A 3,018-nucleotide genomic window follows, 5' to 3' on the forward strand; every position below is an offset into this window, starting at 1 on the left:
GTCTGACCCGTCCGAACGCCGTTCTAACCAATCAACCAACACCGAGAGAAACCAAATGTCATCCGTCACTGTCTACGACTCGCAGCCTAACGGGCTGGCCAACTACACCGCCGATCAGATCGACCTACTCAAGCGGACGATCTGCGCCGGATCCACCGACGACGAGTTCGCGTTGTTTGTCAGCCAATGCAAGCGCCTGCGCCTCGACCCGTTCGCGCGGCAAATCTTCGCGGTGAAGCGCTGGGACAACAAGGCCGGGCGCGAAGTCATGGCCGTGCAGGTGTCGATCGATGGCTTCCGCCTCGTCGCTGAGCGCAGCGGCAAGTACGCCGGCCAGGTCGGGCCGCAGTGGTGCGGCGAGGATGGCGCCTGGAAGGACGTCTGGCTGTCGAAGGACTGGCCCGCTGCCGCGCGCGTCGGCGTCATCCGCTCGGACTTCCGCGAGCCGTGCTACGCCGTCGCCTGCTGGGCCAGCTACGCGCAGATCAAGAAGGACGGCGCGCCCATGGCGATGTGGGCGAAGATGCCCGACCTCATGCTGGCCAAGTGCGCCGAATCGCTGGCGCTGCGCAAGGCGTTCCCGCAGGAGTTGTCGGGTGTCTACGGTGAGGTCGAAATGCAGCAGGCGGCGAACGAGCCGCAGCGCGAGAAGGTCGCCACCGTCACCGGCGAAGTGCTGACCAAGAAGCCGGAATGGTCGGACGAGCAGAAGGCCGAGGCCGGCGCTATCCGTCAGACGATCGGTGAAGTCGGCGGCAATCCAGCCGACGCCGAAGCCGTCGCGCTCTGGAAGCGCATGAAGTACGACGCGCCATCGGACGTGATCGACGCGCTCGGCGTCCTTCGCGCGAAGTGGACGGACATTGCCGAGCAAGCGGCCGAAGCGGTGGAGGCCAAGCCGTGAGCGCCAACGTCAATCGCGTTTTCTTGATCGGCAACTGCACCCGCGATCCGCAGGTGAAGATGATCTCGGGCGACCGCGCCGTCGCCAACTTCGGCTTGGCCATCAACGAGCGCTGGAAGGACAAGGACGGGCAGCAGAAGGAGTCGACGGTGTTCGTCGATTGCGAGGCGTGGGGCCGCACCGCCGAGTTGGTCGGCCAGTACGTGATCAAGGGCAAGCCGCTGTTCGTCGAGGGGAAACTCAAGCTCGACACCTGGGACGACAAGGACGGCGGGAAGCGATCGAAACTCAAGGTCGTTGTCGACAGTGTGCAATTCCTGGGCAGCAAGTCGTCGGGTGATGCCGGCGGCGAGGACCACCACGAGCCGGCCGCGCCGGCTGCTGCTCCGGCATCCGCGCAGGCTCGTGCTCCGCAGGTTCCGAAGCCAGTCGCCGGCAAGGGCGCGGCCGTCGAGGATGAGATCCCGTTCGCGCGGTTCGACCCATGACGGCGCATGCATCGCACGCGATGCACGCCAACAGCTTATCGGCGTTCGGTCAGATCAACCTGGCCGAGCGCGAGGCTCTGGTGCTGTCGTGCTTCCTCCTGTCGGCGGCACCATTGAGCGACCGCGAGGTAATGCAGCGCCTCGGCTTCACGGAGGGCAACCACGTGCGGCCACGAATTTCTGGACTCGTGGCACGTGGCCTGCTGTGCGAGATCGGCAACGCCAAGGACGCGGACACCGGCCGCACGGTGCGTGTCTGCATCCCGACCAGCGTCGCACGCAGGGCGGCACCGTGATCCACCTCAGCAACCTGCCGCTGCCGTGTCCGGTGAACCAGATGTATCGCGCGCTGCCGATCCGCGTCCGGGGGCGGACCATTGCCAGGCAAGTGCTGTCAAAGCGGGCGCGCGTGCGGCGCGATCTCGTCGTCGCCGCGATCTGGCAGCAACTTGGCGGGCGTCCCGTCGCCATGACGGGCATGGTCCAGGCGACGTACACGATCACGCCGCGCGACCGGCGCACGCCCGATGTCGACGCCTACGAGAAGCACCTCCTCGACTGCATGGCCCATGCGGGCGTCTACCTGAACGACAAGCAGGTGGCCCACGTGTCCAAGGAACGGCTGCAGCCGTCGTTCCCCGGCCATGTCGACGTGCAGGTGTGGCAGGTGGGCGAATGACCTGGGTCAGCGCATCCATTCGCCGCCTCGACGGCGAGCCGATCCCCGATGGCGCCGGCCGCTGCGCCTGCGAGCCGCGCAGGGGCGCGCATCGCTGGACGTTCCTGGGTGAAGCCGTCGACCATGACGGCGTGGTCCATCGCTGGGGCCTGTGCTGCGCCAAGGCGGCGGCGATGGCCGCCAAGTTCCGCCTGCCCTTTCCCCTGACCAGCGCGACGGCGCCGGAGGTTACCAAGTGAGGATACGCTCAGTCAAACCGGAAGCCTGGTCGGACGAGAAGTTGGCCCGCCTCTCCGAGCCGTCGCTCATCCTGGCGATCGGCCTCCTGAACTACGCCGATGACGAGGGCTACTTCAATGCCAACGAGGCGCTGATCAAGGCCGCCGTGTTCCCGCTGCGCGAGCCGAGCTTGAGCGTCCAGCGCATGCTCTCCGAGTTGGTGGACATCGGCTATGTGAGAATCGGTATCACGGAGGACGGTCGCCGGGTCGGAATCGTCGTCCACTTCCGTGATCACCAGAAGATCAGCCACGCTCAGCCGAGTCGCCTCAAGCACTTGGTGAAGTTCACGACTGAATCACTTAACGTTCCAACTGATGTCACTGAACGTTCAGTGAACGTTCCGGAAAAGTCGCGGAACGTTCCGGAAAATCCCGCCCTGATCAGGGATCAGGGAACAGGGATCAGGGAAGGGAAGGGAGCGCTCCCACACACGGAGGAAGAGGGATCGGCCGATTTCGATTCGCCACGTCAAGCGCTCCCGTTGACCGACGCCCAGCGCCTCGGATGGCTCAAGCGCAAGCGGGCATGGGTCAGCGCTCCGAGCGACGAGGCGGCGTGGCTGGGCATGCTCAAGGACTTCGGCCCCCAGGCGGTCGACACGGCCATCGAGCACCTGCGCCGAGCGAACCCGGCCAAGAAGTACGTCGACGCCGGGGACGTGCAGA

General features: G+C 65.8%; 6 protein-coding genes. All 6 read left to right on the forward strand.

Annotated features, from left to right (window positions below; translation table 11 throughout):
* The first annotated feature begins 55 nt into the window (after positions 1 to 55).
* Entirely contained in the window at positions 56 to 904 is an 849-nt protein-coding gene (gene bet / locus H0W38_RS19780) for a phage recombination protein Bet (protein WP_292457386.1), read from the forward strand.
* Positions 901 to 1,392 (forward strand): single-stranded DNA-binding protein, encoded by a 492-nt coding sequence (locus tag H0W38_RS19785; RefSeq protein ID WP_292457389.1) that lies wholly within the window; start codon positions 901 to 903, stop codon positions 1,390 to 1,392. Before bet ends, H0W38_RS19785 begins: the two co-directional genes overlap by 4 nt.
* Positions 1,389 to 1,688: a hypothetical protein gene (locus H0W38_RS19790; protein WP_292457391.1), complete on the forward strand. Its 300-nt coding sequence runs from the start codon at positions 1,389 to 1,391 to the stop codon at positions 1,686 to 1,688. The genes H0W38_RS19785 and H0W38_RS19790 overlap by 4 nt, the downstream gene beginning before the upstream one ends.
* The gene (locus tag H0W38_RS19795; protein ID WP_292457393.1) at positions 1,685 to 2,071 is read left to right on the forward strand and encodes a RusA family crossover junction endodeoxyribonuclease; all 387 of its coding nucleotides are present in this window, start codon (positions 1,685 to 1,687) and stop codon (positions 2,069 to 2,071) included. The genes H0W38_RS19790 and H0W38_RS19795 overlap by 4 nt, the downstream gene beginning before the upstream one ends.
* Complete coding sequence (locus tag H0W38_RS19800) at positions 2,068 to 2,310, forward strand: hypothetical protein (RefSeq protein ID WP_292457395.1); 243 nt, start codon at positions 2,068 to 2,070, stop codon at positions 2,308 to 2,310. Before H0W38_RS19795 ends, H0W38_RS19800 begins: the two co-directional genes overlap by 4 nt.
* A gap of 41 nt (positions 2,311 to 2,351) precedes the next feature.
* A partial coding sequence (locus H0W38_RS19805; protein ID WP_292457397.1) for a hypothetical protein occupies positions 2,352 to 3,018 on the forward strand: 667 nt, incomplete at its 3' end.

The sequence above is a fragment of the Methylibium sp. genome, assembly GCF_013817365.1.
In the GTDB taxonomy this organism is placed as follows: domain Bacteria; phylum Pseudomonadota; class Gammaproteobacteria; order Burkholderiales; family Burkholderiaceae_C; genus Methylibium.